This is a genomic window from Candidatus Poriferisocius sp. (genome assembly GCF_965204015.1).
Taxonomy (GTDB): domain Bacteria; phylum Actinomycetota; class Acidimicrobiia; order Acidimicrobiales; family Bin134; genus Poriferisocius.
Genome location: NZ_OZ241965.1, coordinates 2,092,001 through 2,117,068, shown reverse-complemented (window position 1 = coordinate 2,117,068; position 25,068 = coordinate 2,092,001). Strand labels below are relative to the sequence as shown.

The window sequence follows — 25,068 nt, the reverse complement described above, 5'->3', positions numbered from 1 at the left end:
GACAAGGGGTGGGAGACTGAGGGTGAATGACCGTTGACACCGCTCCGGCCGAAGTCGAGGTTCCCAATACGGCCGAGCGCCGGTTCAGCCAGTCGATGGTGGTGTCGGGAACCCGGTGCCTGCTGACCTACTTGGTGTTCCCGTACCTGTTGCCGGTGCTGGGTTTAGCCGATTCAGTGGGACCCGCCATAAGCGTTCCCATCGGCCTAGTGGCCATCGTTTTCAACGGTTTGAGCATTCGGCGGTTCTGGCGGGCTGACCATCGCCTGAAGTGGCCGGTGAGCACGGTAAACGTTCTAGTGATCGGATTGCTGTGCTACTTGACCGTCAGTGACCTCATTGAGCTCGCCGGCTGACCCCGGCGATTCCGCTGCGCCCAGCCACTCCAAGGTGGCCCGCAACCCGCTGGTGCGAGGGCTGTGGATTCTGGGAGGGCTGGTGTGCGTTGCCGTCGGGGCCATTGGGATCATCGTTCCCGGCCTGCCGTCGACGGTGTTTTTCATCATGGCGGCGGCGGCGTTTTCCCGGTCGAGCGAGCGGATGGAGCGGTGGGTTTTGAACCTGCCTGGCGTGGGCAAACTGGTAGCTGATTATCGGTCCGGGTTAGGGATGCCTTGGCGGGCGAAAGTCATCGCCGGAACGATGATCGTGGTCGCAGTGGGGCTGAGTACAGGCTTGGCGATTGGCTCATGGACGTGGCGGGGCATTGTGATCGGATTAGGGATGGTGGGCTTGGCCTACATCTTCGGGCGAGTGCCGACAAAGCGCTAGAGATTCGCTATCTCGTGCTCTATGCGGGATTCGATGTATTGGCGGGCGTTGGCTATTCGGGTGGGGAGGTGCATGGAGGGGAACAGGCCGTCGGAGGGCTTGTAGGACTTGAGGATTTGCTTGGCGACGGTGTCTTTGTGGACCTCGGTGGGGCCGTCGGCGATGCCCATGACGGGGCCGCTCATCCACATTGAGGTGAGGGGCATGAGGTTGGACACGCCGAGGGAGCCGTGGGCGTGCATGGCCCGGTACACAACATCGATCAGCACCTTGGGGGTGGCTACCTTGACGCCGGCGATGTGTTGGCGGACCTTGGCGTAGTCGCCCTCGTTGTCGATCAGCCAGGCGGTGTGGAGCACCTGGAGGCGGAACTGCTGGATCTGGATCCAGGAGTCGGCGATCCAGTGCTGAATTGACTGCTTCTCGCCGATGAGCGAGCCCTTGGTCTCCCGCGACAGCACCCGCTCGCACATCATGTCGAGGGCCCGCTGGGCCACGCCCACCGAGCGCATCCCGTGGTGGACCCGGCCGCCGCCGAGGCGGGTCTGGGCGATCTTGAAGCCCGACCCCTCATCGCCCAGCAGGTTCTCGGCCGGCACCCGCACATCGTTGAAGAGGAGATAGGCGTGGTCGCCGTCTTCCAAGTCCTCGGTGCCGAGGCCCACGTTGGCCAACACCTCGATGCCAGGAGTGTCGGTGGGCACCAGCATCATTGACGAGCCCCGGTACACCGACACGTCGGGATTGGTGATGAGCATGACGATCATGAACCGGGCGTACTTGAAGTTGGAGGCGAACCACTTCTCGCCGTTGATCACCCACTCGTCGCCGTCGCGGTGGGCTCGGCAGGTGAAGTAGTTGGGATCGGAGCCGCCCTGGGGCTCGGTCATGGCGTAGGTGGAGGAGATCTTGCCGTCGAGCAGGGGCTGGAGGTAGAGCTCCTTCTGCTCGTCGGTGCCGTAGTGGGCGATGATCTCGGCGTTGCCGGAGTCGGGGGCCTGGCAGCCGAACACCACCTGGGCCCACAGCGCCCGGCCCAGAATCTCATTCATCAGGGCCAACTTGACCTGGCCATAGCCGAGGCCGCCGAGGTGGGGGCCCATGTGGCAGGCCCACAGGCCGTTGTCCTGAACCTGCTTTTGGAGCGGGCGGATCAGGGCGTTGGCCGTCTCGTTGGTGCGGTCGAAGGGGTTGACCTCGCCCCGGAAATAGAGGTCGATGGGCTCGATCTCGGTGGTGACGAAGGTGTCCATCCAGTCGAGCTTCTCTTGAAATTCGGGCTCTACAGAAAAATCAATGGCCATGGGACTACCGCACTCTCTGGGTTGGACTTAAAGTGGCTGCCTATGAAGTTCGAGATGACTCCGGGCGAGATTTTAGCCGCCGCCCGAGCCCCCGAACCCGGTGACGAAGGGTACGACCCATTTGACGCCTTCGACCAAGCCCAGGGGGCCGAGCACTCCATCAACCCCTATGAGGTGTACAACGAGCTGCTGGCCCAGTGCCCGGTCCACCGGGGCAGCGTGTCGGAGATGCTGGGGGCGGTCAGCGTGAGCGACCTGATGGCCGGTGACCGGCAGATCGTGAACGTGCTGTCGTACGACGGGGTGGAGGCGGTGTTGCGGGACGGGGCCACGTTCTCATCGGCGGGCTACGCCGAGTCGATGGGACTGGTGATGGGCCACACCATCTTGGAGATGGACGAGCCCGAGCACGGGCAGTACCGCAAGCTGATCCAGCAGGCGTTCACCCGCCGGGAGATGGAGCGGTGGGAGCACGACATTGTGAACCCGGTGCTCGACCACTACATCAACGCCTTCATCGACCGGGGCCGGGCCGATCTGGTACACGAGCTGATGTTCGTGTTCCCCGTACACGTGATCGCCATTGCGCTGGGACTGCCGGAGGCCGACCTGCCCGCCTTCTACCGCCGGGCGGTGGAGATCACCAACATGGCCTCCCAGATCGAGCGGGGGTTCGCAGCATCGCAATGGCTGTACGACTTCTTGGAGCCGGTGGTGGAGGGCCGCCGGGCCGATCCGCAGGAGGACCTGATCAGCATCCTGGCCCATGCCGAGCTGGACGGGCAGCGTCTGACCAACGACGAGATCATCGCCTTCTGTCGGCTGCTGCTGCCCGCGGGGGCCGAGACCACTTATCGGGCGGCCAGCAACATGATGGTGGGGCTGCTGTCGGATCCGGCACAGTTAGAGGCAGTGCGGGCCGACCGGTCGCTGGTGAGCGCCGCGGTGGAGGAGGCGCTGCGGTGGGAGGCGCCGCTGACCGGGATCTCCCGCACCGCGACAGCCGACGCGGTAGTAGAGGGCATTGAGATCCAAGCCGGTACGGCAGTGAACACCTCATTGGGTTCGGCCAACCACGACCCCTCCCGGTGGGACGACCCCGAGCGGTTCGACATCTTCCGCCAACCGAAGTCGCACATTGCGTTCGCCACTGGGCCGCACCTGTGTTTGGGCATCCACCTCGCCCGCATGGAGATGCGAGCGGTGCTGGAGCACCTGCTGGACCGGCTTCCCGGCCTGCGCCTCGACCCCGATTCCGAGGCCCCGGAAATCGCCGGTCTGGCCTTCCGGGCCCCCGCTACCTTGCCGGTGATCTGGGACGTCTAAGCCGCTAAAGGGTGGTGGTCTGGGCTAAGGCGGCGGCGTCGCGGGCTAGGTCGAGGACAACGCGTCCGAAGGCTTCCATTCTCGGGTTGTCGGCGCCGCCGGCCACGAAGCGGGCGTAGCCGCCCTCCAGCACGATGGCCAGTTTGAAGCGGGCCAGGATCACGTAGTAGTCGATCTCGTCGACGTCGCGCCCCGACATGGTGGCGTAGCGCTCCAGCAGGTCGTCGCGGAAGGGCAGGCCTTCGTAGTCGACGTAGCCCACCGTGGGGCGGCCGGCCTCGTTCTCGGGCCAGTTCATCACCACCCAGGCCAAATCCAGCAGCGGGTCGCCCACGGTGCCCATCTCCCAGTCGACGATGGCGGCCATACGGGCGGGGGCACCGTGGTGGAACATCACATTGGCGAACTGGTAGTCGCCGTGCATGATGCCCGGGGTATAGCTGCGGGGGGTGCGGCCCCGGAGCCAGTCGCCTGCGGTGTCGAGGCCGGGGATGTCGCGGAACTTGAAGCGTTCCAAGTGGGCGTACCAGCGGTCGACCTGGCGCTCGTGGAATCCGTCGGGGCGGCCGAGGCCCTTGAGACCGCTGGCCTGCCAGTCGACCTTGGAAAGCCGGGCGATGGCGTCGACCAGCTCGTAGGCCAGTCCGGGGCGGGCGTCGATGTCGGAGGCGAAGGGCTCGGGCCAGCCGGGCTCTGAGATGGGCGACCAACCGTCGACGAAGTCCATGATGTAGAAGGCCGCGCCGATAATGCTGGTGTCGTCGGTGCCGCCGGCTGCCCGGGCGTGGGGGACGTCGGTGTCGGCCAGGGCAGAGAGAATGCGGAACTCCCGCATCATGGTCTCGTTGCGGCCCTCGGGAACCTTGCGGGGCGGGCGGCGCAGGGCCCAGCGGTGCTCGCCCCGGCAGATCTCGAAGATCTCGTTTGACGCACCGCCGGAGATGAACCGGCTGGTGATGGGCTCGCCCTGGCCGGGCAGGCCCTGGGCGTCCATCCACTCCCCCAGCGCGACCGGCTCGATCAGCCCCTTGGTGCGCTCGGCCTCGGAGGCCTCGTCGGTGTCGGAACGCGAGAAGACGCTGGAGTCCGTGGTTTGCTCTGGTTGTTCGCTCATGCGGCAGGTCGAAGCGTCAGGAGCTCTTTGAGGTTCTCGGACATGACCTTCTTCTGGTCTTCGGGACTGCGGTGGGCCACTTCCTTGATGAAGTCGAGCGGCTGGCCGAGGCCCTCGGGGTGGGGGAAGTCGGAGCCGAACAGCACCCGGTCGATGCCGACGTGGTCTATGAGGCCGGGAATGTCTTCCTCATAGAAGGGGCTGATCGAGATGTGGCGGCGGAAGGTTTCCACCGGGTCTTCGGCGAACTCCTGGGGCATCTTTCCGTAGGCGTCGGAAAGCTCCAACAGCAGCGGGGCCACCCAGGTGGAGCCGTTCTCGATGCAGGCCACCCGCACATTGGGGTGGCGCTCGAACAGGCCGTGGCAGATCATGGCCGCCATGGTGTCGAAGATGGGCCGGCCGTGGGCGATGACGGTGCGGAAGGCGCCGGGCTTGAAGGGCAGGAATTCGTCGCGGCCGCCCTCCCAGTCGCTGGCGTAGGCGTCGTAGCCGGAGTCGGAGGCGTGGCAGGCGACCAGGATTCCGGTTTGCTCCACCGCATTCCAAAAATCGTCGAACTCGGGCAGGCCCATTGAGCGGGAGCCCTTCACCGCGGGCACCGGGGCGGGGCGGATCAACACCGCTCGGGCACCGTTTTCCACGCACCACTCCAGTTCCTCGATGGCCCGGCGGGGGTCGGGCAGGGTGATGATCGGGGTGGGGAAGATGCGGTCGTGGTAGTTGAACGTCCACTCGTCAAGCATCCATCGGTTGAAGGCGCTGATGGCGGCATGGGTGAGGTTGATGTCGTCCTTCATCCGCTCTTCGAGCAGCGAGGCCAGGGTGGGGAACAGCAGGGTGGCGTACACGCCCTGCTCGTCGAGCAGCTTGATGCGGTCGTCGGGGTGGCGGAAGGCGGGCAGGCAGCGGATGGGCTTGCCGGTGAACTCCCGAAGGGTCATGCCGTCGGGGTTGTTGCCCCGGTAGTACTCCTCCCAAGCGCCCGGGGGCGCCACCACCTCGAAGGTGGGGTTGGGGATGTACTCGCTGATCTTGTTGTTGATGGCGATCTTGGTGCGGCCGTCCACCTCCACATAGCGAATGGCGCCGCTGTACCGCTCCGGAAGGTGGCGGGTGAACGCGTCGATGGGCTCGTAGAGGTGATTGTCGGCGTCGTAGGCGTGGTAGTCGAGATTCATGGCTCCTCCGGGGAGAGGATTTCGGGTGTTGATTCGGTGACGAGGACCGTGTCGCGAGCATATTCCGCTCCGGTGGTGGCGCTCACGCTGAGAACCATGTTGGCTTCGAGGGTCTCGTGTGTGCCGTAGCGGGCGTTGATTACCGGCGGCTCGAATCCCATGCCCAAGCCCCGAATGAGCCAATCGCCGTCGGGGGCGGCTAGGCGTAGATCACGGCCGGTGGCGCCGGGGACGCAGGCGGCGATGAGGGCGGCGTGGGGGCGGGTGTCGGAGGGTGCACCGCCCGTGGTGCGGCCCAGGCCGCCCTCGTAGTGGGACCGGATGCAGCCGAAGTCGACGATGGGCCCGTCGACTTGGGGCTCCCCAGCAGGGGTGGACGATCCGGCGAGGGCCATGGCCTCCACGCCGGCGGCCAGCCGCTGGACATCGGTGCCGGGGTGGGCGATGGCCGCATCGGCACCGACGGCGGCCACCGCGCAGGCGGCCCGGATGGCGTCGACCTCCGAGGGCAGCTTGGTGCGGCGGGCGCTGAGCAAAACGTCGTCGACGGGGACGATCTCGGCCTCGGGCGCCACCGCGCTGAGCAGCCCGGCCATGCCCGGCGACCACGCGTCGACCCCCACCCGCTGGGCGGTGGCCATCCCCGGGTTGGCGGCGAGGCGCTGGTAGATAATCGCGCCGTTCCAGGTGATGCCGTGGAGGTGGTCGAGATCGATGTCGTCGGGGACGCCCTCGTCCCAGGTGGACAGCAGGAAGATCTCGCCGGTGGCGACATTGAGGGTGCACACCGGGCCAAACGGGCGGGTGCCGGCGGTCCAGAGCTGGTGGGCGCCGGTTATGTAGTTGATGTGGTCTTGGCGGCCGCACACCAGCATGTCGATCCCAGCGGCAGCGAGGGCGTCGACGGCTCGGGCCCGGCGCTGGAGGTGCAGGCTCATCTGGGCACCTCGAAGGGGTCATAGGGGTGGCCGCCGCCGAGGGGGATCCAGCCGTCCTCGGTGACGGCCACGATCTCCTCGGCCCGGTAGCCGCCAGTGCCGTCGTCCCAGATGGCGGGTTCCAGCACCAGCACCATGCCCGGCTCCAAGGTGTGGGCGGCGTCGAAGTCGGGACCGTTGTCGGTGCCCAAGAAGGGCATCTCGGCGCTCTCGATGCCCACTCCGTGAACAAGGTAGAAGTGCGGCATCCACGGGCGGTCGCCGTCGGGTCGGTGGGGGGCGTCGGCGGCGGTGGCTGCGGCGCACACCTCGGCGAAGGTGGCCCCCGGGGCGATGGCCTCATAGGCCGCGTTCATCACCACCAGCCACCGCAGGAAGCAACGCTGCTCAGCAGCAGTGGGCCAACGGCCGACCGTCCAGGTGCGGCCGAAATCTGAGGCATAGCCGTGGTAGTCGCTGCCGGCGTCCACCCAGATGAGGTCGCCCTCGGCGTAGACGGGATCGCCCGACCAGGTGGGGAAGGCCAGGTGCCCGGTGGTGGTGCGGGGGCCGTCAGCCATGCGGCGGGCCATGGGCTGGAAGATGACGTCGATCATGTTGGCGTCGATGCCCTCCTCCCGGAGGCGGCGGAGGAACACTGCGGCCAGCTCGCTGCGGCGCACGCCGGGAACAAGGGCCTCTTGCACGGTGGCCATGGCCGCGCTAGTGCGGACTTGGGCCTGGTGGATGCAGGCCAGCTCATCGATGGTCTTGTGGAGCTTGACCGCGGCCATGGTGTTGGCCGCGTCGGCGATCTCGGCTCCCGACAGCACGCCGGTGCGGCGCATGGCCCCGGTCATCAGGTCGATGCCGATGCGCCCGCCGCGGGCATGCTGGCCCAAGATGGCGTTGAGCTGGGCACCGAGGTCGGCGGCGCCCTCTTCGATGTCGGGCCACACGGCAGGATGGGGGTTGACGTCGAGGCCGTCGGGGTCGCCGCCCAGCAGGCAGGGCTGGGTTTGATCGGCCAGGACCACGGCGACGGGGCGGGTGGCCGAGACGTGGGTGACGTCGGCCCCCCTGGGCAGGCAGTCGGTGGCGTAGGCCACGTGGGGGGCGTGGAGCAGCACGAGGGCGTCGAGGCCGTCGGCGGCCATCTGGGCTTGCAGCTTGGCGTATCGCTCCCGACGAAGCCGCCATACGTCGAGTTCCAACTCGGGGGCGGCTTTCATGATGGGCATGGCCTTAGGAATCCCGGTGCTCGGCGAAGACTTCCTTCATCGACGACTTCTGCATGCGTCGCTCCAGCGCGCCGAGGGCGGTGTCGGTGTTGTGCATCCAGTGATGGGCCATGAAGTGGTAGTCCCAGGAGTCCTTCTGGCCCATCAGCTCAAGCGTCTTGTTGATGGACCGCTTCACCACCGCAGCAGTGGCCGGGGGCACCAGGGCGATTGCCTCGGCCATCTCCTTCACGGTGGCAGCCAGGTCGTCGCGGGGCACCACTCGGTTCACCATGCCCAAGCGCTCGGCGTCGGTTGCGGAGATGGTCTGGGCGGTAAGCAGGAACTCTTTGGCCTTGCGGGGCGGCATCTCCCAGGGCTCGATGAGGATCTCCACCGCGGCGCCGGTCATGCGCAGTACCGGGTTCTGGAAGGAGGCGTCGTCAGAGGCCACGATCAAATCGCACATGGCCGCCAGCATCACCCCCGCCGCGATGCATTTGCCGTGGACGGCGGCGATGGTGGGCTTGGGGAAGTCGCGGATGCGCAGGCAGCGGTCGAAGTACATGGTCTTCTCATGGAGGAACTTGCCCTCGGGCGTGTCCCGCATGAGCCGCCATTTGTCGGGCTCGACATCGCCCACCAGAGCCTTGAGGTCGTGGCCGGCGGAGAAGTGGCGTCCGTTGGCGGCCATGACCACCACCCGCACCTCGTCGTCGGCCTCGGCCAGGTCGAAGGCGGCGTCGAGCTCATCGATGAGCTGAGTGTCCTGGGCATTGGCCACATCGGGCCGGTTCAAGGTGATGATGGCCACGGCCTCATCGACCCTGTATTCGATGGTGTCGAAGGCGGTGCTCATGGGTGCTCCTAACGGGGCTCTCGGGGAAGGCCCAGGGTGCGCTCGGCGATGATGTTTCGCTGGATTTCGCTGGTTCCGGCGAAGATCGTCGCAGCTTGATAGTACAGCCAGGAGCGCTGCCATCGGCCTTCGCCGGGGTTGTGGGGGTCGCCCCGCCACAGGGGGGCGGCGGCGCCCAGTACGTCCATGGCCGTCTGGTGCAGACGCTGGCTCATCTCGCTCCAGAAGAGCTTGGCGGTGGCCGACTCCGGGCCGTGGTCGCGGCCGTGGGCCAGCCGGGACAGCACCCGCCAGTTCTGGAGTTGGAACAGGCGGACCTCGATGTAGGAGCGGGCCAGGGCCTGGCGGATCACGGGATCGTGGTTGCGGCCGGTTTCGGCGGCCAGGCGGAACAGCTCCTCGAGCAGCTGGAGGTGGATGACGAGCTGGCGGGGATTGGTGCCCCGCTCCACGCTGAGGGTTGACTGCGACACCCGCCAGCCGTTGCCGGGTTCGCCGACCACCTGGTCGTGGGCCACGAACACGTCGTTGAGGAAGACCTCGTTGAAGTCGGACTCGTCGGTGATCTGGCGGAGTGGGTGGACCTCCACCCCGGGAGCGTGCATGTCGACCATGAAGGCGGTGATGCCCCGGTGCTTGGGCTCATCGGGGTGGGAGCGGGCCAGGCAGAGGCCCCAATCGGCGAACTGGGCGTAGGAGGTCCACACCTTCTGGCCGCTGAGCCGCCATCCGCCGTCGGCGGGAACGGCCCGGGTGGACAGAGACGCCAGATCGCTGCCCGCATCGGGCTCGCTGAACAGCTGGCAAAAGAGTTGCTCGGCGGGGAGGATCGACGGGAGCCAGCGCTGCTTCTGCTCGTCGGTACCGTGGGCCAGCAGGGTCGGGCCGATCAGGTTCACGCCGAGGCGACCGACCAGTTCGGGGGCCCGGGCCCGAGCCAGCTCTTCTTGGATGATGAAGTGATGCAGAGGGCCGGCGCCCCGCCCGCCGAACTCGACCGGCCAAGAGACGCCCACGAAGCGGGCCTCGGCTAAGGCGGCCTGCCACCGGCGGAGGAAGGCGACCTCTTCAGCCAGATCGTCAAATAGCGGCGGCAGGCCCTTGCCGTACTCCCAGGGGAGATTCTCTTGGAGCCACCATCGGCACTCTTGGCGGAGCGCTTCCTGGTCGGCGGTAGGGGTTAAGTCCACTGCTATGAGTCTGTCCGAGGGGACAACCGAGTAGCTACCAGTAGTTTCTTCGCTTGAGTGCCCAGTCGGCGGAGCGGAACAGCGCCAGCCAGGCGAGTACGAGACCGCCGGACACAAGGGCCAGGTAGACGAGAAGGCCCATTACCCCGACAAAGAGGAGAAGGGGCAGAAACATCAGCGACATGTTGATGGACTCATTCAACGACAAGCTGTTCGAGGGTGATGCCACGGTCTTGGCCGCGGCGATGCCCAGCGAAAGACCGGCTGAAATGAAACCGCCGAGCAGCATCGCCGCAATCGCCGTCCGCCTGGATGGCTTGAGTCCTACCTTGGCGAGGTAGCGAGTGGTCGTTTCCGGCCTGACCTTGGATGCCGCTACGACGAGCATGGTGGAGAACACGGCAACAACCCCCGGCACGCTCAACAGGCTCAGCCATCCGTAGACGTTTAATTCGTCATCCTCGGTGATGCCCGCGGTGGCGTATCTTCCCCCCAACCCGGCATAGATCCCCATGAGGCAGAGGGGCCCCAGCACGAAGAACCACCACTTGCGCCAGGGCTCCAGCCAGTACTCCACCGCGAGCCAAAGGAGCGCCGCCAGCACCACCAGCGAGGCCACCAGCCCGATCGGATGGGCCAGCTCATTCAGCCACCCCGGCGCCCGCCAAATGAAAAAAAGCCGGAGCTCATCATCCGAGTAATCCGTCTGATCCCCAAACAAATGCCAAACACCCACCGGCAGCAAGACCACCAACACCGCCGCTGGAATCACATGCCGCCACCCCGGCCTCCGCCCCCTCAGCTCACCTGGTTTCATCGGTAACCCTGCCGCCGACTCAACGAACCCCCCCATTCACCGTACCTGTCCGTGCTGAGGCTGACAGCTACCAGTAGGCCCTGCGCCGCAGCACTAGGTCGGCAGAGCGAAAGAGCACGAACCATATGACCAAAGAAGTAATGACAAATGGTATCAAGACAATTAGCCCTATAGTAGTGTATATCAATCCCAAGAATATCGGACCAAGAGTCAATACGACGACGATTTCAGCGATTGAGTTACCTGAATCGATCCCTTCGATCACGACACTTGCGATGCCAAGTGCCACCAGAACGCCAGAAATTGCCAGCAGAGCTTTCTTGTGCCTCTTGATGAAACGCTTGAGTTTGCGAATGCGAAGGGCCACGAAGTTGACGTTGGCCTTGTAGAGCGATGTGATCAGCAGAATTGACAAGAGAACACACGCGCACAAACAGGCAAAGACAGTGATCCATTGAAAGCCGGGATAATCGTGTACGGGATCCGCTGCGGTGGCTTCTCTTCCAGCCAGCCCTGCAAGTACTCCTATTGTGCAAAGTGATCCCAGAGCCATGAACCACCATTTGCCCCAACTCTGTAGCCAGTATTCAAAGATGAGCCATCCGAGTGCAGTCACAAGGGCAATCACGAGAGCAAGCCCGACGAAGTCAGGTAGCTCAACAAGCCAATCAGGAGGCTTGATCGCATAGCGGCGCTCGCCGGTGAAGCTCCTGTCGATTATTTGTTCACCTCGAATGTCCCAAGTGGTAACCGGAAGAACTAGCAGGAGCACTGTTGCTGGAATGAACACTCGACCTCTCGGTTTCCCTCCCTCTGTCTGAGTCGGCGGCAACGGAGGTGGTGGCGGGAGCCACGGGTTGACCTCGCCGCGCACAGCAGTGCTTTCAACCTCTGCACGCTTGCCGTCATCTATTGGATCCATCGGTGCCCAGTTGTTGACTCAACAGAGCCCCCCGCTGAACACTACGTCACTCGCCAGCAGGTTCCGTGTCACCCCCTCCTCAGTTGGCTTCGGTGGGGGTGGCGAGCATCATTAGGGTCCAAGTTGCGGAGGCTGCGCCTAGGTACGACCAGAGTCCGGCTTGGGAATCGATCGCGATGACGGTGATTCCGGTCAGAAGGACGATGTGGAACATCATCCGCGGGCGGCGGTCGACTGCCAGCGTCAGAAGAGAGGCGACAAGGAGCGGCCAGGTTGGGGTTTTGTTCGCTGGGCTATAGCTCGGCGGTTTCAAGGAGAGATTGGACGGACGCGAGGGAGGTTCCCGTGGGGGTTACGTCGAAAATGGTGCCGCTGGACCAAACGTCTCGGAAAGCCTGGCCGTCGGCACAACGCAGTTTCAGCACGGTCCACTTTCCATAGGCGCGGCGAAACTCTACGCGGGTGAAAGGAGCGTCGTCGCTGCCGCTAGGGCGGATGACGTCGCCCAGTTGGAGTTCATGGGCGTACTTCTTGCAGAGATCGTGGTCCATGGGCTCGCTCCTTTCGCCCGTCAGTGTGGCACCGTGGGTAGCAGAATTCAATCACTTTTAGGGTGAGTTTCAGTGTTTGCTATGTCAATCCCATCACTCGAAGCGGGCGCCCATTTGTTTGAGGATTTCTGCGGTGTGGGTGGCGGCCATGGGGCCTTGTTGGCCGGGGGTGTAGGTGGCCGACTCGATGGTGTTGGTGTAGGGGAAGGGGCCGTGGCGCTCGTAGACGTCCCATGAAACGGGGGAGCGGCGGTCGATGCCGATGTCGATGCCCTCGAAGGGGGCCATGGTCCACATGCCGGTGAACTCCTTGCCAACGGCGGTCTCGATGCCGTCCACCAGCAGGCGCAGATCCCAGGCGAATCCGTCGGTGATGGTGAAGTCGAGCCGCACGGTGCGCCGCCCCTCGGCCAGCGGGCCGCTGTTCAGGTGCCGCATGTGGCCGTAGCCGTTGTGGACATAGACCACCTCCCCACCCTCGACGTAGCAGGCGTAGCCGCCGCCCTGGTCGCCGTGGGCCACCAGCATGCCCTCGTCGCCAGAGGCGTAGTCGAAGTCGATGTCGACGGTGAACGACCGGGCCTGGATCATCTTCATGCTCCGGTAGCGTTCCAAGGTGTCGGTGCCCGGCACGATCCGAACCGGCGCCTCGTACACCTCCTCCGAGGTCGGCCGCTGCACGTACTTGAGCATCGAGCCCTCGTCCAGCGGGTACACCTGATAGCGGTGGGCGGCTTCCTCCCAGGCGTCGATTAACTCTTGGCGCTTGCCGGGCTCGGCCTCCGACAAATCCACCGTCTCGGTGGGGTCGTCGGCCAGGTTGTACACCTCCCACTCGTGATCGCCGAACGGGGTCATGGGCAGGTGCAGGGTGACGGCCTCCCAGCCGTCGCGGTAGAACCCCCGGTGGCCGATCTGCTCGTAGTACTGCTCGGTGTGGTGCTCGTCGGCCGCGGCGTCGGCGAAGGTGGGGGCGAAGCTGGCCCCGGCCAGCGGCCCCTTGAGCGGTTGGCCGTTGCGCTCGGTGGGAGCGCTGAGCCCCACGATGTCGAGCACGGTGGGCAGCACGTCGGTGATGTGCAGGTACTGGCGGCGGAACCCGCCGGGGTCGGCGATCTGCTCGGGCCATGACGAGATCATGGCCACCTGGTGCCCGCCGGCGTGGGTGTTGATCTTGTACAGCCGGAAGGGGGTGTTGCCGGCCATGGCCCAGCCCCGCGGATAGTGGGCCAGGGTCTGGGGGCCGCCCAATAGGTTGAGCCGGGCGTGGTCGGCGTCGATGTCTCCGGCGGTGGGGGACAGCACCTCGAAGTACTGGGAGCAGCCGGTGTCCTCGCCCTCCCGGGACGCCCCGTTGTCGGAGGTGAACAGCACCAGGGTGTTGTCCCACTCGCCCAGCTCCTCCAGCGCGGCCCGCAGCCGCCCGAAGTTCTGGTCGACGTTGTCCACCATGGCGGCGAACACCTCCATGTAGCGGGCGAACACCTCCTTTTGGGTGTTGGACAGCTCGTCCCAGGGAGGAACGTCGTTGCGCTCCTCAGAGTTGCGGGGCGGCAGCGCAGTGTCAGCGTCGAAGATGCCCAGTTCAATCTGGCGGACGAAGCGGCGCTGGCGGATCTCGTCCCAGCCGGCGTCGTAGGCCCCCCGGTACTTCTCGATGTCGGCCTGCTTGGCCTGGAGCGGGGCGTGGACCGCCCCGTGCGACAGGTACAAGAAGAACGGCTGGTCGGGCCGGGCCGCCTTCTGCTCGCGGACCATGGAGATGGCCTCGTCGGTGATGTCGTCGGTGAAGTAGTAGTCGTCGGGGTACTGGTCGGTGCGCACCACGCTGTTGTCGCGGATCAGCCGGTGGGGGTGGTGGAAGTTGGTGAACCCGTCGAGGAAGCCGTAGTAGTGGTCGAACCCCCGCTGGAGCGGCCACGAGTGCCGGGGGCCCACCAGGTTGGAGTCTTTGCACAGGTGCCACTTTCCCACCATGAAGGTGGCGTAGCCCCCCGCCCGCAGAATCTCGGCCACCGTGGCGCAGTGCTCGGTGAGCTCGGAGGTGTAGCCGGGGTAGCCGGGGTCGGAGTGGCACACGTGGCCCACCCCCACGTCGTGGTGGTTGAGCCCGGTGAGCAGCGACGCCCGGGTGGGCGAGCACATGGGGTTGACGTGGAAGTTCAGGTAGCGCAGCCCCTCGGCTGCCATCTGGTCGATATGGGGGGTGTCGATCTCCGAGCCGTAGCACCCCAGATCGGCGAAGCCCAGGTCGTCCAACAGCACCACCACGATGTTGGGCGCGCCCTGCGGCGCCCGCACCGCCTCGGGCCACCACGGATCCGACCCCGCCACAGTGCGGCCCGCTCGCCCCTCCCACCCCTGGTAGGGCTCAGGCCTCGTCGCCGTGTCTTCAGTCATCGGACCCTCCTCAGTGGGGGTGTCAGTCGTCGAGCTTGAATACTCGCAGGGCGTTTTCCCGCAGGAACTTGGGCCACACGTGGTCGCGGAACGGCACATTGGGCAACTCGGTGAAGATGCGCTCCAGGGTGAGCCCGGCGGGGAAGTACCCCGCGTACATGATCTTGTCGGCGCCGCGGGTGTTGGCGTAGTCGATGATGGCCCTCGGGTAGTGCTTGGGGGCGAACGCCGAGGGCATGTAGTACAGGTTGGGCCACTTCAACATCAGCTTCATGGCCAGCTTCTCCCACGGCTCGGCCCCGTGGCGCATCACCAGGCGCAACTCGGGAAAGTCGTAGCACACCTGGTCGAAGTGCTCGACATGCTGGGGGGCGCTGGGGAACCGGGGTCCGGCGATGCCGGCGTTGGCGATCACTGGGATGTCGAGCTCGATGGCGGTGGCATAGAGCGGGTACATGAGCGGATCGGACACGGCCACTTGGGGGACCGTCCCGGCCGGGAACACGCTGACCGCCTTGAGGTCGTGGTCGGCCTTGAGCTTCTTGAGGAGCCGGACGGTGCCCATCACGTCGTTGGGGTCCACCTCGGTCACGAAGTACACCCGGTTGGGGTGGCGGCGCTTGGCCTCGATGCTGGTCTCCGACAGCCCGAACAGCCCCTTGTCGATGCCCCAGCGGTCCATCTCGGCGATGGTGTAGTCGATGGGGTCGGATCCCTCCTCGGCCTCTTCGGGGATGTCTTTGAACATGTACTCCACCGGCATCACGAACTCCTCGGTGGACTGGTCGTCTTTCAGCCCGGCCTGGAGGCGCTCGTACACCTGTTTCTTGGAGGCGAAGGGGAACCCGATCATCAGGTCCACCACGCCGATCCCCTCGGGCATCGCCATCTCAGCGGCTCCTTTCCGGTCTCAGACGGGGGAGAACGTGGGATCGAGGGTGATGACCCAGAACATGGCCCCGGCGTCGTCCACAAGCTGGGCCATGCGGCCCGGCGGGGTGTCCATGGGCGGGACCACCACGTGGCCGCCCAGCTCTTGGCACTGGGCCGCGGTGGCGTCGCAGTCGTCCACCGCGAAGTACACCGCCCAATGGGGGGGAATGAGCGGCGCGGGCAGCGGGCCGGCGCTGGCGATCATCTCGCCGTTGTGCATGATCCCGACCGAATCGTCCATGTCGAGGGGCACCGGAGTCCAGCCCAGCATCTCGGAGTAGAACGCCATGGCCTTATCGACATCAGAAGTCAGGAGCTGGTTCCAGCACAGCGTGCCGTGCTCGCTCTTGAGTTCGGCGCCATCTTGGCCCAGCGCCTCCCACAGCATCACCACTGCACCGGTGGGGTCGGCCACCACTGCCATCCTCCCCGCACCCGCCGGCTCCATCACCGGCCCCATCGGCGTGCCCCCCGCGGGCGCCACCTTGGCCAGGGCCTCATCAGCGTTGTCCACCGAGATGTAGGTCTCCCACACGTTGGGGATCCCCATCTCGCACATCTCCTGGGGCTTTTCCAGCAGCCCCAGCACCGGCCTTTCGTCCTTCAGGCCCAGGGTGTAGACCACCTGCGACCCATCGTGCTCATCGCGAAAGGTCAGTCCGAAAAGCGACGAGTAGAACGCCTTGGCCTTGTCGGGCTCCTCGGTACACAAGTCGACCCAGCTGAAGTCTCCGTGGACGTAGCCGTCTACCTCGGGCATGGCGGTTCTCCTCTTCTCCGTCCCGGCCGAATTTCAGGCAGCGTATAGGTTCAGATGGCGTCGCCCACATTGGTGCGGCGGGCGGCGATGGCCCAGGTCAATAGAGACAGGATCATCAAGGGATCGAGGATGTTCCACGCGCCGGGATCGTTGGTGATGTAGGCGTTGACGAACACCGCCACAAACATTCCCGTGGCGATGACCGCGGCGATCAGGGTGAACGGGTTGGCTGGCTCCAGGCCCTGACGCTGGGCAATCACCCGGCGCCAACCGGTGCAGGTGGCCACGGTGCCGCAGGCCACGAACAACGGGTCGATGGTGAGCCACAGGTTGCCGCTGTAGTTGAAGATGTCGGTGTACTGATTGAGCAGGATGGCCACGGCCAGCGACGACAGGCACAGCGTGCGGAACCACGGCACTTTGCTGGTGTTGCGCCATAGCAGCCATACGCCGATGAGAGAGAACACCACGGGGCCGATCTGCCAGAGCTGCCACTTCCAGTTGTCGACCACCTCGGCGCCGGCGTCGGGGTGGACTACCACCGATCGCTCGGCCCAAGCGAACACCGCGACAACCAGGATACCCGCTCCGATGAAGGAGTCGATTACTCCCAGATCCCGCCGTCGGAAGATGTGCTGAATCATGCTCATGCCATATTGAACACCCGCAAGGCGTTCTCTCGCAGGAATTTGGGCCAGACGTGGTCGCGGAACCCCACATTGCGCATCTCGGTCATGATCCGCTCCAGCGACAGTCCCGAGGGGAAGTAGCCGGCGTACATCACCTTGTCGGCCCCCCGGGTGTTGGCGTAGTCGATGATGGCCTTCGGGTAGTGCTTGGGGGCGAACGCCGAGGTGGAGTAGTGCAGCCCCGGCCACTTCAGCATGAGCTTGACCATTAGGTCTTCCCACGGCTCGGAACCGTGGCGAGTCACCAGCACCAGCTCGGGGAAGTCGTAGCACACCCGGTCGAGGTGCTCGACGTGCTGGGGGTCGAACGGGAACCGCGGGCCGGGCACGCCGGCGTTGATGCACATGGGGATCTCCAGCTCGCAGCACGCCGCGTAGATCGGGTACATCAGCGGTTCGTTGATGTTCACCTGGGGGTGCAGCCCGGTGGGGAAGCAGGCCGCGGCGATCACTCCGAGTTCGTCTACGGCCCGGCGCAGGTCCCGCACCGCCTGCACGCCCTGGTTGGGGTCCACCAGATAGCTGCCGTAGAGGCGGTCGGGGTGCTCGGTGACCCCCCGGGTGCCCCAAGTGTCGCCGAAGTTCACCGGCAACAGCCCCTTGTCGATGCCCCAGAGGTCCATCTCGGCCAGCAGGTAGGCGATGAAGTCCGCGGTGCCGTCCACCTGGGGCAGGTCTTTGAACATGTAGGCCGCACCGTGGCCGAAGCTGCGGCTCTCCTCGTCTTTCAGCAGCCCTTGGAAGTTGGCGTACCAGGCGTCGCGGTCAGACGGCACGCCCAACATGAGGTCGACCACCCCGATGCTCTCAATAGGGTGAGGGGCGATGGGGTGGGCTTCAGGCTCGGGGGCCATTTAGCCGGCCAGGGTCTCGAACAGGTCGGCGTCGGTGCGGCGCAGGCGGCGGTAGTTGGCCTCCCACATCATGGGGATGAAGTACTTGTGGTACGCCTTCTTGGCCCGGGCCGCCTCGGCCTCGGGCATCTCGTGGCCCCCCACCACCTTGGCCTCGTAGTGGGTCCGGGCCGAGCTCTCGTAGGCGATGGCCTTGATGGTGGCCTCCTCCAGCGAGGGGCACACGAAGCAAGCGCCGTGGTTGCCGATGAGCACCACCGACCGGTCGCCCAGCGCCTCGGCCATGCGGGGGCCGTCCACTGGGTTGTCGATGCCGTTGTCGGCGTAGTGGGCCTGCTCTTGGTAGAACAGGCAGGCGTCGGCCGAGTACAGCCCGATGTCCTTGCCGGTGGTCGACAGCACCTCCACGTAGTGGGAGTGGGTGTGGATCACCGAGTTGGCGTCGGGGCGGGCCTCATAGAACCCGGCGTGGAACCGCACCGCGGGCGACGCCGCGGTGTCGCCGTCCAAGAGGTTGAGCTCCATGTCGTAGCAGTTCACGTCGCTGGGCAGCGTCTCGCTGAAATAGCCGAACGGCGACACCCAGAAGGCGTCGGCCCGCTCGGCATCGCGCACCGACACGTGGCCGGCCACCCGGCTCTCGCAGCCCTCTCGGCCCAGGATGCGCCTCGCCGCGGCCACTTGGAAGGCGGGATGGTCTTCGGTCCAGGTCTTGGTCATCGGTCCTCCTGCTTTGATCTTGTCAGAAACTCTCCGGGTCGGCGGCCACCGCCTCGGGCACCGGCCACCGGAACAGTTCGGCGGCGTTGCGCCAGCAGATCTTCTCGGTCTCCTCCGGGCCGAACCCTTCCACCTGGCGGCGGACCACTTCCTGGGTGTCGGGCCAGGTGGTGTCCACGTGGGGGTAGTCCGACTCCATCATGATGTGGTCTACGCCGATGTGGTCGCGCAGCGACAGGCACGAGGTGTCGTCGATAACGCAGAACCAGAAGCTGCGTCGGAATACCTCGCTGGGCTTCATGTCGATGCCAGTCCAGGTGCCGTACATGTCGTGGTAGCTGGTGATGTGGTCGAGCCGGTCGATCAGCCCCGGCACCCAGGCGATGCCCCCCTCCGACATGGCGATGCGCAGGTTGGGGAAGCGCACCGGGATCAGCGAGTAGAGCCAGTCGACCGCGGCGAACATGGCGTACCCGAAGAACAGCACCCCGATGGTGTCGGGCGGGGCGTCGGGGGCGGTGGACGGGGCCTGCGACGACGACCCCACGTGCAGGCACACCACCGTTTCGGTGTCCTCGCAGGCCCGGATGAAGGGGTCCCAGTGGCCGGTGTGCAGCGACGGCAGCTTCAGCTTCTCGGGGGCCTCGCTGAACGACACCGCCCGAAAGCCCCGCTCGGCGTTGCGGTAGATCTCGTCGGCGGCAACCTCGGGGTCGTACAGCCAGGGGATCTGGCAGGGGATGATCCGGTCGGGGTAGCGGGTGTGCCAGTCGTCCAGGATCCAGTCGTTCCAGGCCCGCACGCAGGCCAGGCCCAGCTCGTCGTCGTTGGTCATCCGCATGAAGTTCTGGCCGGCGAAGCCGGGCAGGGCGGAGGGGAAGTTCAAAGAGGCGTAGATGCCGTTGAGGTCCATGTCGGCGATGCGGGCGTGTATGTCCCACGCCCCCCGGCGCATGTGGTCGAACCGCACCGGGTCGAAGCCGTACTCCGACACCGGCCGACCGGCCACCGCGTTCATGCCCACGGTGGGGAAGCGCCGCCCGTCCACCTCCCAGGCGTGCATGCCGTCGTCGTCGGTCACCACCTTGGGGCCGCGGTCACCGAAGCGGCTGGGGATGCGGCCCTCGAAGGCGTCGGGGGCCTCCACCACGTGGTCGTCCACCGAGATGAGCAGGTTGTGGCGCACTCGCCGCTCGGGCTCGGGCAGGAAGGTGACCGGGTGCCCGTCGGCCTGGCTGTCGCGCACCGTGAACCCAATGCGCCCCATGTCGGAGAGCTTGACCACGGCGCCTGCCTTCCCGACCCCGGCCCGAGTCCTGCCTACACCTGGATGTCGTAGAGCTGGCGGACGTTGCCCGACACGATGGCGTGGCGCACATCGTCGGTGGTGTCGGCGAAATGGTCGGCGATGACTGATTGGCTGTTGGGCCAGGTGGACACGTGGTGGGGGAAGTCGTTGCCCCACATCATGGTCTCGGTGCCGATGATGTCGCGGGCGGCCACCCCGGTGAGGTCTCGCATGAACGTCACCCGGAAGTTATTGCGCCAGTAGTGGGACGGCTCTTCCAGGCACTTCATGTCCTTGAGGAGTTGGCGGTTGCGGTGGAACCAGTAGTCGGCCCGCTCCAGCAGGTTCCCGGCCCAGCCCACGTCATTCTCCGCCGAGACGATCATCAGCTCGGGGAAGCGGTCGAACACGCCGCCGAAGATGAGGTCGAGCACCACCTCCTGGATGTCCACCGTTTGCAGCACCGAGCGGGTGGAGGTGCCCTGGTCCCAGGCCTTGTCGGGGTCGCGGGTAGTAGCGGCGTGCAGGTTCACCGGCATGGAGTGCTCTACCGCCGCAGCCCACAGCGGGTCGAACGCCGGATCCTGGTATGGGTTGTCCTCGCCGTTGACCACCGGGATCATCACCCCTTTGAGGCCGGTGTCGCGGCACCGTTTGATCTCCTTGGCAGCCCGCTCCAAGTCCACCGGCGACAACAGGCCGATACCCACGAACGTGTCGGGGATCTGGCCCACGAACTCGCCCACCCAGGTGTTGTAGGCCTCGAACAGGGCCCACTGGAACTCCACGTCTCGGATCGGGTACATCTGCATGGCGATCGTGGGGTACAGCACCTCGCCGGTCACCCCGTCGGTGCGCAGGGCCTCCATGCGGATTTCCGGATCCCAGCCCACGTCGGGCACGTCCTCTTCCCAGCGGCCCTTGGCCCGCACCTTGTCGTCGGTGCGCATGCACCCGGCCAACAGCCCCACCGGGGGGAGCCGGGCCTGGTCGCATATGAGGCGGTCGGTAGTCTCCTCGCGCACCAGCCGAGGGGCCCGATCCTTGAAGGCCTCCACCGTGTAGATCTGCCACAGGTCGTGGGGCTCGATCACGTGGGAATCGGCGGAGAATACGTCGAAGCCGTTGTCGCTCATCGTCTTCGATGTTATGGGAACGCTGTGGAAGCCGCCTATCGCCGGGAGAACGGGGGAATGGGCCGGATATCGTGGCCGACGTGAGCGTGTGTGCATTCATCGGACTGGGCAATATGGGCTTCCCCATGGCGGGGCACCTGGCGGCCGCTGGCCACGAGGTGCGGGTGTTCAACCGGACCGCGGCAGTGGCCGAGCGCTGGGGCGAGCACCACGAGGGGTCGGTGGCCGCCACCCCGGCCGAAGCGGCCAACAGGGCCGAGTTCGTGTTCACCTGCGTGGGGGCCGACGACGATCTGCGGGCGGTGGTGCTGGGCGACGACGGGGCCTTGGGGACGATGCCTGCCGGCTCGGTGCTGGTGGACCACACCACCGCATCGGCCGAAGTGGCCCGGGAGCTGGCCCAGGTGTGTGCTGGACGGGGGATCGGCTGGCTCGATGCCCCCATCTCCGGCGGCCAGGCCGGGGCTGAGAACGGCGTGCTCACCGTGATGTGCGGCGGCGAGCCCGAGCACTTCGATGCCGCCGCTCCGGTTATGGACGCCTATTCCTCGGCGGTCACCCTCATGGGTCCGGCCGGGAGCGGCCAGCTAACCAAGATGGTGAACCAGATCCTGTGCGCTGGCGCGGTGCAGGGCGCAGCTGAGGCGCTGGCCTTCGGCGAGCGGGCCGGACTCGACATGGAGAAGGTGCTAGCCGCCGTCACCAAGGGCGCAGCCGGCTCCTGGTACCTCCAGAACCGGGGCCACACCATGGTGGCTGACGAGTTCGACTTCGGCTTCGCCGTCGACTGGATGATCAAAGACCTCGGCCTAGTAGCCGACGCCGCCGCCGAACTAGGAGCCCCCATCCCCCTAGTAGAACTCTGCCAGCGCTACACCGAAGAGACGGCGGCGCTTGGCGAAAACCGCCTAGACACCACCGCCATAATCCGCCGCTACCGATAGCGGGTCCGTCGTCCTAATCCCTCGCATTAACAGTGCAGAATGATCACTGCATAGTCCGTCGGTTGTATCTCTATTTGAAATGAACGAGGTCCGTAGACATAGTCCGTGCTTTTTCTCTCTATGACAGACTCGTGGTTTGTGTACCTTCCGGATGGAAGTTGAACCAACAAGAGATCGCCAAACCAAGAAGTCCAGCTTGTCCTTCGGTAGCCAAATGACTCATCAACTTCGTCGGTATAGTTGGGATGGGTCGTTAGCTTCTCATTCAACCTGAGTGCATAACAGGAACGCTCGCCTGCGCCCTCGTAATCGCTGTTCCATTTGCCTGGTGCAATATCAATGCCAACTCTGAGGAAGAGGCCTCCCGGCACATCAAAGAAACTGAACGAGCATCCTGTGGTGGTAAGGCACTCGTTCCCTTGTCCTATCGGTGTTTCATCTGTCTCATCAGGTGTCACAGTGGGCTCGGGTACCGGCGTAGGAGTGGGATGCTGGCATTCGCGACTGCCCGTCACTGCGCAGGCGTAGAAGGTCGGGTAGTTGTCGATGATTGTCTGCTCGGCTGGGGACGGCGTGGGTGCCGGCGTCGGAGTGGAGTAGGCAAGGGAACCCGACGAATGATCCCGAAGCAGTCTGGTGGCCTGCCCGTCCAGTATCAGATAGCACCACCCGAAGTCATTTGCTCCCCATGACACTTGGGCGAGAACCTCGGACCCGTCGGATGTCTTCGCCACGTCCACCGGCTCAGCCCCGAACCCATGGTGCTCCGAGCACGCCTGGGCAGCTTTTTCTGGAGTGGACGTGTCTATAGCCGCGTAGGCCAGGCTGCCGCCGACCATCAACGCGCCGCATACCAGTATTGCTATGACAATCCTCTTCATGTCAGACCTCCAGAGTTGGCCAGGCACAATACCCGGGGGAGGCTGACATGTATGTAATCGTCCGTTAAGCGCTCTTTGACCATCGTCATATGTTCTTCATGTGGTTCGTTCCCTGCTGGCCTACGGCCTATGCGGAAGTCGACGATGACTGTGTTCCCCGACCCCACGAATGAAACCGCCGACGGCGAAGAACGCCCAGACGCCACCGCCTTCAGCCGCCGCTACCGATAGCGGGGTTTCTGTTCTAGAGGATCAAGACTCTCCAAGACCGATGATCTCGGGAATCTCAAGAAGATGAGGGAGCGTGTCGAGGGAGTAGGTGCGTCCTTCTGTGGCGATCACTACGTCAACCAGGGCGTTTGGGCGTTCTGACCAGCCCTTGCCATCGACAACTGCACAGGGAAGCAGACCGCGGTCCCTAGCAGCATCGGCAGCATTTTTGATGCGAGCAGCCTTGTCTCGAGCCGTGCCTCCGTCTTCAGCCACCTTCGATTCGATGATCACCGTCGGAGATTCCTCGGGCAGCACGAAATCGGGTCCAGGCGAAAGGCCGAATGCCTCTGAGGTTTGTGCAGCACCGGAAGCGCCTGACCCAGATCGGTAGTAGGGGATGTGATGATCGTCGAACAGGTCGGCGATGGGTTGCTCCAGCAGATTGTCGCCTTTGACTTCGGAGTAGGCGTCTTGAACTTGCCGCCAGACCCCACCGACATACCTCTGATACAGCAAGGCCGAATAAGGCACTCCGTCAGTTGACGCTGCAACCGTGTCCCAGCCCTGACGCGTGTCTCGTTTGTCGAGTTTCGAATGGAAGAAGCCTCGGGCTGATTCGGGGACCTGGAGGATGCTCCGGTCCATGACAGCGATGATTGCGGCAGCCACCAAGCTGATCATCTCAGTTCGCTTGGCTGATGATTGCTCAGGTGCTGGGCTGCGCTCGAACTTCTTCAGGGTTCCTCCCGAAGTGTTCGTACCCGCTTGGGCAAGTTTCATGGCCCAGGCCAGCTCGTTGTGAGTGAAGCCCAAGATCATTCGAAGCGGTGCCAGAGTCTCGGGCGCTTGCGTTAAGGCTGCTTTCAAACTTGCCGCCGAGACATCGGTGAAGTCGTTGGTGTGCTCAGCCAATCGCCGGTAGGCCTCATCGAAAGCGGCTTCGGTGGCCATGGCATCGCCCTTGGGGATGTAGTGAAACGATGGCTGAGTAGCGGCGACAAAACCCTGTCCGAGAAGGTTGGCGGCCTCGTCCCTGGCCGATTCTGGTTGGCGCAGAAGTACCGCTACCGCTTGACGTCGGATTGTGGGGTTAGCCAAAGTCCCGGCGCTGGCGAGAAGCTCGCGGTCTGAGTCAGTTAGCGACACGGAGCAGTCCCAGTTCTTCCTGGACATGATCGCTTGCCAGGCGTTCCTTGGCGACTGCTGCGTACTCGGCGTGAAATTCGATCCCACCTGAATTGCGGCCATGTCGGCGGGCGACAGTGACTGTGGTGCCCGATCCAGCAAATGGGTCGATCGCGATCCCATCCGGGGGGCAGGCCGCTTTGACGAAGAACTCAGCTAGGCCCTCCGGCATGACCGCGGTGTGCTGCCCAGCAGGACCCTTGTGCTGGTTGTAGGTCTGGCCCACTGTGATCACATTCCCAGGATCAGCCCCACCCCGTCCGTAAGTCCGAGTGCGGTCTCGCCCGAACCCGGCATCAGTGTTCCGCCGGCCATTCCTGTCCTTGAGCCGCCGCTTGATCTCGGCCTGGTCTGCCCGATACGGCACCCTCACTGCATCCAAGTCGAAGTAAGGACTGGGGCCTTTGGTGAAGTGGTACACGTACTCGAACGCGTCCTTGGTGCGTGGACCGAACCGACCGGGGATGGCGTTCGGCTTGCTCCAGATGTAAGTCTCCGCCCACCGCCACCCCATGTCTTGCAGAGCGATCACCAGCTGGTACACATACGGATGGCGTTGCCCCCGCAGCGGCCCCGACTTGGCCACCCGGTTCTTGATGTTGAGAACGAATGACCCGGTCTCCTTGGTGGCTCCGAGCATGGCCTCCGCAAATGGCAGGAACCACTCCACATAGCTGTCCGGGCTGATCCTGGAGTACGCCCGAGCATCGGCATACGGCGGCGACATGAAGAACAAGTCCACCGAGTCCTGCGGCAACCTCGGCAGCCATTCAGCAGAATCCCCCCAAACCACCCCCTCCTCAAGCAGTACAGACAGCGCCTCATCACCATCCTCAGGAGGTGCTGGAGCCGTCTGACCTGCCATAACTAGAGAATACCCACCACCAGTGACA

At 65.0% G+C, this 25,068-nt stretch carries 25 protein-coding genes; 4 read left to right on the top strand and 21 right to left on the bottom strand.

Annotated elements, in window-relative coordinates:
* Positions 1–26: 26 nt before the first annotated feature.
* The gene (locus ACOGJC_RS09440; protein ID WP_419844748.1) at positions 27–356 is read left to right on the top strand and encodes a hypothetical protein; all 330 of its coding nucleotides are present in this window, start codon (positions 27–29) and stop codon (positions 354–356) included.
* Positions 340–771, top strand: a complete 432-nt coding sequence (locus ACOGJC_RS09435; RefSeq protein ID WP_419844747.1) for a YbaN family protein — start codon at positions 340–342, stop codon at positions 769–771. The genes ACOGJC_RS09440 and ACOGJC_RS09435 overlap by 17 nt, the downstream gene beginning before the upstream one ends.
* Here ACOGJC_RS09435 and ACOGJC_RS09430 read toward each other — a convergent pair.
* Positions 768–2,075 (bottom strand): acyl-CoA dehydrogenase family protein, encoded by a 1,308-nt coding sequence (locus ACOGJC_RS09430; protein ID WP_419844746.1) that lies wholly within the window; start codon positions 2,073–2,075, stop codon positions 768–770. The genes ACOGJC_RS09435 and ACOGJC_RS09430 overlap by 4 nt on opposite strands.
* A 42-nt stretch (positions 2,076–2,117) precedes the next feature.
* Between ACOGJC_RS09430 and ACOGJC_RS09425 the strand changes: the two genes are divergently transcribed.
* Positions 2,118–3,401, top strand: a complete 1,284-nt coding sequence (locus tag ACOGJC_RS09425) for a cytochrome P450 (protein WP_419844745.1) — start codon at positions 2,118–2,120, stop codon at positions 3,399–3,401.
* Positions 3,402–3,405: 4 nt separating this feature from the next.
* Here the strand turns inward: ACOGJC_RS09425 and ACOGJC_RS09420 are convergent, their stop codons facing one another.
* The 17 genes from ACOGJC_RS09420 to ACOGJC_RS09340 form a co-directional block, all read right to left on the bottom strand.
* A complete protein-coding gene (locus ACOGJC_RS09420) occupies positions 3,406–4,515 on the bottom strand; it encodes a phosphotransferase family protein (protein ID WP_419844744.1) in 1,110 nt (369 codons plus the stop codon).
* Positions 4,512–5,696, bottom strand: coding sequence for an amidohydrolase family protein (locus ACOGJC_RS09415; protein WP_419844743.1), 1,185 nt, complete (start codon positions 5,694–5,696; stop codon positions 4,512–4,514). Before ACOGJC_RS09415 ends, ACOGJC_RS09420 begins: the two co-directional genes overlap by 4 nt.
* A complete protein-coding gene (locus ACOGJC_RS09410) occupies positions 5,693–6,634 on the bottom strand; it encodes an aminopeptidase P family N-terminal domain-containing protein (protein WP_419844742.1) in 942 nt (313 codons plus the stop codon). Before ACOGJC_RS09410 ends, ACOGJC_RS09415 begins: the two co-directional genes overlap by 4 nt.
* The gene (locus ACOGJC_RS09405; protein ID WP_419844741.1) at positions 6,631–7,854 is read right to left on the bottom strand and encodes a M24 family metallopeptidase; all 1,224 of its coding nucleotides are present in this window, start codon (positions 7,852–7,854) and stop codon (positions 6,631–6,633) included. Before ACOGJC_RS09405 ends, ACOGJC_RS09410 begins: the two co-directional genes overlap by 4 nt.
* Before the next feature lie 4 nt (positions 7,855–7,858).
* Positions 7,859–8,692 (bottom strand): enoyl-CoA hydratase, encoded by an 834-nt coding sequence (locus tag ACOGJC_RS09400; protein WP_419844740.1) that lies wholly within the window; start codon positions 8,690–8,692, stop codon positions 7,859–7,861.
* Between the two features lie 8 nt (positions 8,693–8,700).
* On the bottom strand, positions 8,701–9,882 hold the full coding sequence (locus ACOGJC_RS09395; RefSeq protein WP_419844739.1) for an acyl-CoA dehydrogenase family protein: 1,182 nt from the start codon (positions 9,880–9,882) through the stop codon (positions 8,701–8,703).
* 34 nt (positions 9,883–9,916) lie between these two features.
* Positions 9,917–10,654: a hypothetical protein gene (locus ACOGJC_RS09390; protein ID WP_419844738.1), complete on the bottom strand. Its 738-nt coding sequence runs from the start codon at positions 10,652–10,654 to the stop codon at positions 9,917–9,919.
* Positions 10,655–10,766: 112 nt separating this feature from the next.
* Positions 10,767–11,621, bottom strand: coding sequence for a hypothetical protein (locus ACOGJC_RS09385; protein ID WP_419844737.1), 855 nt, complete (start codon positions 11,619–11,621; stop codon positions 10,767–10,769).
* A 293-nt stretch (positions 11,622–11,914) separates the two neighbouring features.
* Positions 11,915–12,172 (bottom strand): hypothetical protein, encoded by a 258-nt coding sequence (locus ACOGJC_RS09380; protein ID WP_419844736.1) that lies wholly within the window; start codon positions 12,170–12,172, stop codon positions 11,915–11,917.
* Positions 12,173–12,265: 93 nt separating this feature from the next.
* Positions 12,266–14,572, bottom strand: coding sequence for an arylsulfatase (locus ACOGJC_RS09375; RefSeq protein WP_419844735.1), 2,307 nt, complete (start codon positions 14,570–14,572; stop codon positions 12,266–12,268).
* 22 nt (positions 14,573–14,594) lie between these two features.
* A complete protein-coding gene (locus ACOGJC_RS09370; protein WP_419844734.1) occupies positions 14,595–15,461 on the bottom strand; it encodes an amidohydrolase family protein in 867 nt (288 codons plus the stop codon).
* Positions 15,462–15,482: 21 nt separating this feature from the next.
* The gene (locus ACOGJC_RS09365) at positions 15,483–16,265 is read right to left on the bottom strand and encodes a VOC family protein (RefSeq protein WP_419844733.1); all 783 of its coding nucleotides are present in this window, start codon (positions 16,263–16,265) and stop codon (positions 15,483–15,485) included.
* A gap of 50 nt (positions 16,266–16,315) precedes the next feature.
* Positions 16,316–16,915, bottom strand: a complete 600-nt coding sequence (locus tag ACOGJC_RS09360; protein WP_419844732.1) for a hypothetical protein — start codon at positions 16,913–16,915, stop codon at positions 16,316–16,318.
* The gene (locus ACOGJC_RS09355; protein ID WP_419844731.1) at positions 16,912–17,808 is read right to left on the bottom strand and encodes an amidohydrolase family protein; all 897 of its coding nucleotides are present in this window, start codon (positions 17,806–17,808) and stop codon (positions 16,912–16,914) included. Before ACOGJC_RS09355 ends, ACOGJC_RS09360 begins: the two co-directional genes overlap by 4 nt.
* Positions 17,809–18,528, bottom strand: coding sequence for a class II aldolase/adducin family protein (locus ACOGJC_RS09350; protein ID WP_419844730.1), 720 nt, complete (start codon positions 18,526–18,528; stop codon positions 17,809–17,811). It abuts the gene before it with no gap.
* A gap of 22 nt (positions 18,529–18,550) precedes the next feature.
* On the bottom strand, positions 18,551–19,795 hold the full coding sequence (locus tag ACOGJC_RS09345) for an amidohydrolase family protein (protein WP_419848220.1): 1,245 nt from the start codon (positions 19,793–19,795) through the stop codon (positions 18,551–18,553).
* A 53-nt stretch (positions 19,796–19,848) separates the two neighbouring features.
* The gene (locus tag ACOGJC_RS09340; RefSeq protein ID WP_419844729.1) at positions 19,849–20,952 is read right to left on the bottom strand and encodes an amidohydrolase family protein; all 1,104 of its coding nucleotides are present in this window, start codon (positions 20,950–20,952) and stop codon (positions 19,849–19,851) included.
* An 80-nt stretch (positions 20,953–21,032) separates the two neighbouring features.
* Between ACOGJC_RS09340 and ACOGJC_RS09335 the strand changes: the two genes are divergently transcribed.
* Positions 21,033–21,896 (top strand): NAD(P)-dependent oxidoreductase, encoded by an 864-nt coding sequence (locus ACOGJC_RS09335; protein WP_419848219.1) that lies wholly within the window; start codon positions 21,033–21,035, stop codon positions 21,894–21,896.
* A gap of 26 nt (positions 21,897–21,922) precedes the next feature.
* On the opposite strand, the gene ACOGJC_RS09330 is transcribed toward ACOGJC_RS09335, so the two are convergent.
* The 3 genes from ACOGJC_RS09330 to ACOGJC_RS09320 form a co-directional block, all read right to left on the bottom strand.
* Positions 21,923–22,777, bottom strand: coding sequence for a hypothetical protein (locus ACOGJC_RS09330; RefSeq protein ID WP_419844728.1), 855 nt, complete (start codon positions 22,775–22,777; stop codon positions 21,923–21,925).
* 252 nt (positions 22,778–23,029) lie between these two features.
* A complete protein-coding gene (locus ACOGJC_RS09325; RefSeq protein WP_419844727.1) occupies positions 23,030–24,238 on the bottom strand; it encodes a hypothetical protein in 1,209 nt (402 codons plus the stop codon).
* A complete protein-coding gene (locus ACOGJC_RS09320; protein WP_419844726.1) occupies positions 24,123–25,040 on the bottom strand; it encodes a DNA-methyltransferase in 918 nt (305 codons plus the stop codon). Before ACOGJC_RS09320 ends, ACOGJC_RS09325 begins: the two co-directional genes overlap by 116 nt.
* Between the last annotated feature and the right edge of the window lie 28 nt (positions 25,041–25,068).

Excerpts from the sequence above, each read along its gene's own strand:
- ACOGJC_RS09440 (WP_419844748.1), top strand. The coding sequence starts at position 27 with ATGACCGTTGACACCGCTCCGGCCGAAGTCGAGGTTCCCAATACGGCC.
- ACOGJC_RS09430 (WP_419844746.1), bottom strand. The coding sequence starts at position 2,075 with ATGGCCATTGATTTTTCTGTAGAGCCCGAATTTCAAGAGAAGCTCGAC.
- ACOGJC_RS09425 (WP_419844745.1), top strand. The coding sequence starts at position 2,118 with ATGAAGTTCGAGATGACTCCGGGCGAGATTTTAGCCGCCGCCCGAGCC.
- ACOGJC_RS09420 (WP_419844744.1), bottom strand. The coding sequence starts at position 4,515 with ATGAGCGAACAACCAGAGCAAACCACGGACTCCAGCGTCTTCTCGCGT.
- ACOGJC_RS09415 (WP_419844743.1), bottom strand. The coding sequence starts at position 5,696 with ATGAATCTCGACTACCACGCCTACGACGCCGACAATCACCTCTACGAG.
- ACOGJC_RS09410 (WP_419844742.1), bottom strand. The coding sequence starts at position 6,634 with ATGAGCCTGCACCTCCAGCGCCGGGCCCGAGCCGTCGACGCCCTCGCT.
- ACOGJC_RS09405 (WP_419844741.1), bottom strand. The coding sequence starts at position 7,854 with ATGCCCATCATGAAAGCCGCCCCCGAGTTGGAACTCGACGTATGGCGG.
- ACOGJC_RS09400 (WP_419844740.1), bottom strand. The coding sequence starts at position 8,692 with ATGAGCACCGCCTTCGACACCATCGAATACAGGGTCGATGAGGCCGTG.
- ACOGJC_RS09385 (WP_419844737.1), bottom strand. The coding sequence starts at position 11,621 with ATGGATCCAATAGATGACGGCAAGCGTGCAGAGGTTGAAAGCACTGCT.
- ACOGJC_RS09380 (WP_419844736.1), bottom strand. The coding sequence starts at position 12,172 with ATGGACCACGATCTCTGCAAGAAGTACGCCCATGAACTCCAACTGGGC.
- ACOGJC_RS09375 (WP_419844735.1), bottom strand. The coding sequence starts at position 14,572 with ATGACTGAAGACACGGCGACGAGGCCTGAGCCCTACCAGGGGTGGGAG.
- ACOGJC_RS09370 (WP_419844734.1), bottom strand. The coding sequence starts at position 15,461 with ATGGCGATGCCCGAGGGGATCGGCGTGGTGGACCTGATGATCGGGTTC.
- ACOGJC_RS09365 (WP_419844733.1), bottom strand. The coding sequence starts at position 16,265 with ATGCCCGAGGTAGACGGCTACGTCCACGGAGACTTCAGCTGGGTCGAC.
- ACOGJC_RS09360 (WP_419844732.1), bottom strand. The coding sequence starts at position 16,915 with ATGAGCATGATTCAGCACATCTTCCGACGGCGGGATCTGGGAGTAATC.
- ACOGJC_RS09355 (WP_419844731.1), bottom strand. The coding sequence starts at position 17,808 with ATGGCCCCCGAGCCTGAAGCCCACCCCATCGCCCCTCACCCTATTGAG.
- ACOGJC_RS09350 (WP_419844730.1), bottom strand. The coding sequence starts at position 18,528 with ATGACCAAGACCTGGACCGAAGACCATCCCGCCTTCCAAGTGGCCGCG.
- ACOGJC_RS09345 (WP_419848220.1), bottom strand. The coding sequence starts at position 19,795 with ATGGGGCGCATTGGGTTCACGGTGCGCGACAGCCAGGCCGACGGGCAC.
- ACOGJC_RS09340 (WP_419844729.1), bottom strand. The coding sequence starts at position 20,952 with ATGAGCGACAACGGCTTCGACGTATTCTCCGCCGATTCCCACGTGATC.
- ACOGJC_RS09330 (WP_419844728.1), bottom strand. The coding sequence starts at position 22,777 with ATGAAGAGGATTGTCATAGCAATACTGGTATGCGGCGCGTTGATGGTC.
- ACOGJC_RS09325 (WP_419844727.1), bottom strand. The coding sequence starts at position 24,238 with ATGGCCGCAATTCAGGTGGGATCGAATTTCACGCCGAGTACGCAGCAG.
- ACOGJC_RS09320 (WP_419844726.1), bottom strand. The coding sequence starts at position 25,040 with ATGGCAGGTCAGACGGCTCCAGCACCTCCTGAGGATGGTGATGAGGCG.